At 39.7% G+C, this 7,284-nt stretch carries 5 protein-coding genes and 1 pseudogene; 1 reads left to right on the top strand and 5 read right to left on the bottom strand.

Annotated features, from left to right (window positions below; translation table 11 throughout):
* Positions 1-844, top strand: a pseudogene (locus QAS77_RS09070) (IS5 family transposase); the annotation flags it as partial.
* A 33-nt stretch (positions 845-877) separates the two neighbouring features.
* Here the strand turns inward: QAS77_RS09070 and QAS77_RS09065 are convergent.
* The 5 genes from QAS77_RS09065 to QAS77_RS09045 form a co-directional block, all read right to left on the bottom strand.
* Positions 878-1,492, bottom strand: coding sequence for a hypothetical protein (locus QAS77_RS09065; protein WP_305065067.1), 615 nt, complete (start codon positions 1,490-1,492; stop codon positions 878-880).
* 99 nt (positions 1,493-1,591) lie between these two features.
* Positions 1,592-1,822, bottom strand: a complete 231-nt coding sequence (locus tag QAS77_RS09060; protein ID WP_305065065.1) for a hypothetical protein — start codon at positions 1,820-1,822, stop codon at positions 1,592-1,594.
* Positions 1,823-2,127: 305 nt separating this feature from the next.
* Complete coding sequence (gene rnhB, locus QAS77_RS09055; RefSeq protein WP_305065064.1) at positions 2,128-2,769, bottom strand: ribonuclease HII; 642 nt, start codon at positions 2,767-2,769, stop codon at positions 2,128-2,130.
* 45 nt (positions 2,770-2,814) lie between these two features.
* Positions 2,815-4,965: a type II secretion system F family protein gene (locus tag QAS77_RS09050; RefSeq protein WP_305065062.1), complete on the bottom strand. Its 2,151-nt coding sequence runs from the start codon at positions 4,963-4,965 to the stop codon at positions 2,815-2,817.
* A 17-nt stretch (positions 4,966-4,982) separates the two neighbouring features.
* Positions 4,983-6,641, bottom strand: a complete 1,659-nt coding sequence (locus QAS77_RS09045; RefSeq protein WP_442920368.1) for a type II/IV secretion system ATPase subunit — start codon at positions 6,639-6,641, stop codon at positions 4,983-4,985.
* Positions 6,642-7,284: the final 643 nt, after the last annotated feature.

The following is a 7,284-nucleotide window of genomic DNA, read 5'->3' as shown; positions in this document are numbered from 1 at the left end:
AGCTCTTAATACTGGTTTTGTTTAAAGAATATTTAAACAAGGATTACAGAGATATTGTCGATATCGTAGAATTGATGAAGCCTATTCAATCTAAACTCGAAATTAACAAAGTTCCTCACTTTACTATACCATTAAATCATAGATTTAATGGGAGTTCCAGATTTTCAATCTGGAACACACTTCACAAATTCGTACCCCGTCTAAATTCTATACTATTAAACCAGATTTTTCAGAAACTTTTGAGATTGTTTTATTCATGGGGTGAAACAATTACTGTTACTGCCATTGATTCCAGTGGATTTACAAGTGGTCATTGTAGTTACTACTATTAATGGAGAACAGGAAATAGGAGACGGAGTTTTGTCAAAGCTAGTATTTCAGTTGATGTTGCTAAGTTCATCATAACTGGATACAAGATATCTGGTAAACCTGTTCATGATGCAAAACATGCGGAGACATTGCTATTGCAATGTCATCGCAACAGAAGGTCGAGCTATTATGTCATGGATAAGGAGTATGATTCTGAAAAGATCCATGAATTGACCAGAGAAAAACTTGAAGCAAAGGCAATGATCCCTCTTCGACAACGTGAAAGAAAAAGGATTAGGGGAGATATCGGAGGAAAATGAGGTATGAATTTTACGAAGAGATCTATCATCGACGTAATCTTGTTGAAACGATGTTTTCAGTATTGAAAAGAAAATATGGAGAGAGTCTCTGTGCAAGGAAGTATAGAAATCAAGCAAAGGAAGTGAAATTAAAAGTATTGATACACAACCTTGACAAGTATGTCAAGATTGTGTGTTTAGTTTGGTTGAGGATTTCTACAAAGCCTAAAAATTAGCTAGTTAGTAGTATCTCCACAGAGTCATAATTTTCATATTACATTCTCACTTACATTAACTATGAGTGATACATCTTCTGTTATTCTTCCATTAGATAGTATCTCTATATTCAGAATATATTCACCTGAAGGCAAGTCTGGACTTGTCTTTACAGTAATATGGGATATGTAATCTGCAAAATTTTTGGCTATAAACTTGGAAGGTTCTATATTGACGCTTAAACCTGTTGGCATTGGTAATTTTTCTTCATCAGGCATTGGCAATACATTCCTTTTACCTGTTATTCTGTAGACATTGTAGGAAATCTCTCTTATTCCCACCCCTCCTGTATGGTAAATATGGTAGGTTTCCCCAATTTCCCCTGATTCTAATGTTATAGAGTCTTTATGAAGAGTTCCATGTGGCTGATAAAATCCTGACGCCCCTGGTACCGTCTCTTCACCTTCCACTAAAACTCTTATCCAATCATTACCTCTGGTTCTACTTTCACCTTCAAAATTCGCTTGCAGATATAAAGTGTATTCAGTTCCAGCACCACGGAAGGTGAGTTCTGGAGTTGTATTGATTATAATTTTTGAAGTATAGTTATTATGAGGTTGTGCGATATATTTGGAAGGTTCTATACTGACATTTAGACCATCTGACATCCCTATTTCTTCTGTTTCATGCACCTTTTTTACTCGATATATCTCATAACTGACTTCCCCAGGTCCACCACTTCTGGAATAAAACGCATAATTGGTATCCTATATCTCTCCAGGCTTTAGGCGAATGAAATTTGTATGGAATCCTCCAATCGGAACTGTAATTAATTCTTTTGTTGAAGCTAATTCGTCACGGAACCCTATATATGATGTGTTATTTTGAGTTATCTTGGACTCTTCTGGCTTTAATGTGTCTTCTGAAGGGAAATTCAATACAAATATTATACTTGCACATAAAACTGCAATTCCTATTATTGTGGCTATCTTTTTCATCCCATACTCTCCACAATATTTTTAGTTTTCATTCCACTTCCCCGTTCTCAACATCAACAACTAATAAAAATTCAAATATAATTTATAATTATTTCTTTTGATATATGTGTGTTATGAAACAAAGTTAAGAGTTATCGAGCAAATCGATTAAGAATTAATTATTAAATTTAAAAATCAACAACTCTGCATAAATCCTTAATAATGGATTTTAAGTAAACCTCCAGGTATAATTCAAATTCGTTCAGAGGATTTCTACAGAGCCCTTTATTCATTAATTTAATTAGACACTAGCCATCTTCAATTCATTATTGAATGAACTTCTGTGCCGTTTTCCATGAATGCCTGACAATGTCGGGAAAAGAGCCATTCTCACGATACCATTCCTCAAGGAACTTCTTGGTCTTGGGATCTGATGGGTAACCACTGCCTATATCCACACCCAGATCTACCTTTATCTGCTCGATAAGTTCATCACGCCTGACCTTTGCCAATATAGATGCCGCTGAAACAACTGGATATAGGTCGTCTGCCCCATGTTTAGAGATCACTTCCGGAGCAGATATGTCCGGATGCTTTTCCATATGATTGTCAAGAAGACGCTTTCCAAAACGTTCCTCCTTCACATCTGCTGCATCTGCATATATCTTGTCAGAAGGAAGCTCCTCGATGACCGAACCAAAAGCAAGTACCATGATATCGTTCATGCTCATCAGTTTTCGAAGCTCATCGATCTGATTCGGAGATACCTCATAAACGAACCACCCATCCGCATATTTCTTTATCTGGGCGGCAAGCTGCACCCTTCTTTTCGGGGAAAGCTTCTTGGAATCTGCAACTCCCAGATTCTTCAGAGCATTGCTTCTGTCCTCATCGATCCTCACACCGCCTATGCACATCGGCCCGATGACCGGACCTTTTCCTGCTTCATCAATTCCCAGTATTTTCATTGAGATCTTCCCTGATATGATTACCATTATCCTAGAGTATAGTACTCATACGAACACAGTAAATATAAGGTAGCCGATTCCCATCATGATAATTGAATGTTTAAGCCCGGACATTACACTACCTTCTCCCATAGTACCTGCCATAAGTCCTGAGCTTAGACCCTGAATAAGAGAAGCATGCATGAAAAGACGTATATATGCATCAAGGTCGAAATTGCCCAGAAAACCTCCGGCACCACCGGATTCTGCCATTTTTTCCCCAGCAGCTGCCATCTCCGCCAGAAATGTCGTAGAAATAATATAGATAACACCTACGAATACCATGAAGGAAATATAGATTATCACAATATAGATCATCATGTTCATGGCACGTTCACGTTTCATTGACTGTTCGGAAGCCGCATCGTGAGCCGCTACCAGAAGCACTTCGCCAACATCACCACTTGATTCATTGGCTTTTGTGATAAGCGTTAATGACCGTGCAATTACCTGTGTCCGAAGCCTGTTGGCAAATCTTATAAGAGAATCATTGACATTCATCCCCCATGAGATATCTGCCCAGATCATCCTGATCTCATTTCCAAGATGCCCGGATTTTGAATTTGTCATCAGCTTGATAGAATCCCGAAGTGTCATCCCGGTTTCATTGGTACTTGCGAGCTTCTTCAAAAAATCGGGGAAATTCCTTTCAAGATGCTTTTTCTTACGGGACCTTATCTCATGGAAAAGGGCCATTGGTATCATAACAATGAACAGTGTGAGCACGATATAGTCATCAATGAATCCAACCTTTTGTGCTGTTGTCCCGAGACTATCAAGATTGGACCAATAGGGTATGACAAGAACAAGAATTGCCACAGGAATTGTAACAACAAGAGAATATAACGGATTGCTCATTACCATATCGAAAGGATTTTTCACGAATTTCCTGACAGAAAGTGATTTTTTGGCTTTCGCAAAGTTCAGATAATATGCCCGATTCCGTGTATTTTCTTCAGTTTCATTTACAAGTTCTCCTGCTTCATCATAGATCGGTTCCAGATATGAAGGAAGATCAGGAATCCCGTGGTCAAGTATGGTTCGGGTAGGCAAGAGTTCAGGTTCACCCATTTCGCTCGGAGTTATGATACTGATCATGACCACGAACATAAGAGAGCCTATAGGTAAAACGGCATATATGATAGCATAGACCATGACCTCTGAACCGGAACCCATGACCGCCATCATGACGCCCATGATTATAATAAATAAAGGACCAGCAACGAATGCGGTCACATACGACTCCGCAAGCAATCCAAGGGTCTCCAAAAAGCCTTTCTCGTCGATAGATGTTTTTAGAAGATACTGTTCGGCTTTATCCTGAAAATAGCGAGGAATGCTGCCACCACTATCGATAATTGTAATAAGATTGTCCATTAATTCATTGAATCTATCAGAAGGGGATCTCTCACTTATGTTCGAGATCGCGGTCTTCATATCATGTCCAAAATAATCCATTTCGCGGATAATGGCATTGACCTCGTTCGAAACTTCCCCATAAGTACTGCCTGAGCGGGAAAGCAACCTGAAAACCTCTATTATGTTCATGCCACCTTTGCTAAGTGCATACATGAAAGTGACTGCGTACGGAAGCTGTCTGTCAATATTACCCTTCCTTTCACCAGCCTGAAACCTGGGATAAAGCATGAACATCCCATATACCCCACCGCCAAGAGAAGCAGCAAAGAAGACCGTCATCAGAAAACCTACGAATATGCCCCTGAATTGCAATATCCATGCATTTGAATAAGAGAACTCCAGTTTTGTCATGGATTCCGGCAATCCGACCACATAGATAGAGATATACGCAATCAAAATACCTATTATCAGGCCGAACACGCAACTTAGTAACGAATAGAATATTGCATTCGAGACATAAACATCATAAGAGAGGGGGATTCGGGCCTGGAAAAGCTGTAACTGAAGGTTCTCATACTTATCTTTCCTCTCCTGGACATAATCACCAAGCAATGCAAAAGGCATTTTTTTGAGGATATTAAAATATGTAGTAGCCTTCTCTTTGGAATAGCTCGTATTGTCAGTACTGTCAGAGAACTTGCTTTTTAGCTTTACAAGTAACGATGTCTTCTCAACGGTGGAAGAAACCAGGGCTTCAACATGCTCATCCTTTTTTTCCAAAGAGTTGTTTTCTGTCACTTTAACACCCCTAAGGATCAGAGCAGGTCCAATTCCTTCATAATTTTTCCCGGATTGGATTGATATGTATTGATTATGTTCGATATCTGTTTGAAATTATTGATATCTTTATCCATCATATATTCAAGAATACGCTGGCGGTTCTTTAGTTCCTTATTGACATCCGTAGCATTCCAACCCCTGTGAATACGTATATCCATGAGGGCTTTTGATTCACCTGTCCTGTGGAAACTATCGGTGTTCGAATCCCATACAAACACATCATTCGTCCTGATATTATGCGTGTTAGGATCGATATCTACTATCTCCACAAGTTTCAGATTTCTTCTGACACGTTTGCCGTTAGAGTAGGTCTGTGCCTGAATGCACATGATATCAAGGGCCTGTATCATGTTACGCGGAACACTGATAGGCGGATTTTCCAGCCTGTGAATTGCAGATGGAACTGAATCCGCATGCATTGTAGAAAATGTAGTATGGCCTGTGGACATGGCCTGGAAAAGAGTAAGTGCTTCCTTACCTCGAACTTCACCCACAAGAAGATATTCTGGCCGCTGACGGAGTGCAGCCTTCAGAAGATCGTACATGTCCACTGCCCCTCTCTCATCCGATGTGAACGAATCCCTTGTTACACCCGGTATCCAGTTCGGATGTGGTAACTTCAATTCCCTAGTATCTTCAAGGGAGATTATCTTCGCTTTTTCAGGAATGAAAAGAGAGACCGCATTCAGTGATGACGTCTTTCCTGATGCCGTACCACCTGCATATATAAGACTCTTATTGTTCTCTATACATAGCCAGAGATATGCCATAGATTCCGTTGAGAAAGTTCCCCATTTAAGAAGGTCCACAGGGGTTATTGGAACTTCATTGAACTTTCGTATAGTGAAAGTGCTGCCGTGGGTAGTAACACTCTTACCCAGCGTCATTTGTATCCTTGAGCCGTCCGGCATGGTAGCATCCACCATCGGATCAGCAACAGAGATGTGTTTGCCGCTCCTCTGTGCAAGCTGTATTATAAAAGAGTTCAATTCCTCTTCATCAAAAACAATGTTTGTAGCAATGTTCTGGTAATTTTTATGATACAGGAATATAGGTTTGTCGTGACCATTACCCGAAATATCCTCAAGTGAATCATCGTTCATCAAAGGATCGATCTTACCAAAATTTATGAAATCACGTCTGGTGTAATAGAAGATCTTTTCGAGCATAGCAGGAGTTATACCTATAGCATAATCCTTGATTATATCCCTTATCTCTCTCTCAATGACCTCTTCTTTGTCATCATCCTCATCGATCTTTTCTACAAGAAGTATATTCCGCAGCCTATCCTGCACCTCGGCCAGGAACACGGTCTCAAAATCAGACATTGAAGGCTCAACAGCATAATAGATATGGTTATTACTATCTTCGTTGTAAAGGATAACAATGAAAACATAAGGTTCATTGACCCAGTAACGATTAACTTCTTCATAGTTCTCAATGCCATCAAAATAGGAAAGCATCCCATGTATTTCGGGGTCATATGCCTCGATCACTTCATATTCACGAGAGAAAAGATTTTTGATCTTCTGAATAAATCCGATATTATCAGCAGAAACACGTTCTGATTTGGTATCTACAGACTGTTCAACAAGTGCTTCGTCAGTCCCTTCAGCAAGTTGTTCATCATGCATTTCGTTGGACTGCTTTTCAGCGTTTTCATCGATCAAAGTGTTCGATGGAATGATCTTGGAGGAACTACCCGGTACATTATCCTTAATTTCAGGAGCTTTATTCGAGTTTGCATCCATATAAAAGCTCTCATCTTTGACATCAGAAACATTTGCCTCCGAATTCACCGATGTGAGTGAAATTTTCTCATCTGGAAGTGATGCGTTCGGGTCAATATTATCATATTCAACCACATCAGGCACCCATTCTTCTGTAGGATCATGGGCAGAAAGATTAGGATTAGCAAATTTATCGGACCTTGGCAGAAGTATTCCGAATTCATCTTCTATTTCTTTATCATCGGAAGTTTCCGGGATATCCAACGGATACGAGTTCTTTCTACCGCGTGGTCTCAGTATAACAGCATCAAGGTATTCTTTTTCAATATCCATACCTGATATAGGTTTGAATATTTTTGGCTCTTCATGGTTGGAGGAGGGGTGTGGAAAAGTCTCATTCCGATTTTCGTGAGCTACTTCCTTTACATTCAAACTGTAAATTTCTGAAAAACTCTCTTCCGCACCATTTAAAGCATCAGGATCCTTCTTAACATCAGGCTTCAGACCGGCATCCATTATTTCGTCCGATCTAGTTTCTTCTGTTCTT

This window comes from Methanococcoides sp. (genome assembly GCF_030594565.1).
GTDB classification, from domain to species: domain Archaea; phylum Halobacteriota; class Methanosarcinia; order Methanosarcinales; family Methanosarcinaceae; genus Methanococcoides; species Methanococcoides seepicolus.
Note: the sequence above shows the minus strand (reverse complement) of the source record. Positions and strands in the feature narration are given on the sequence as shown.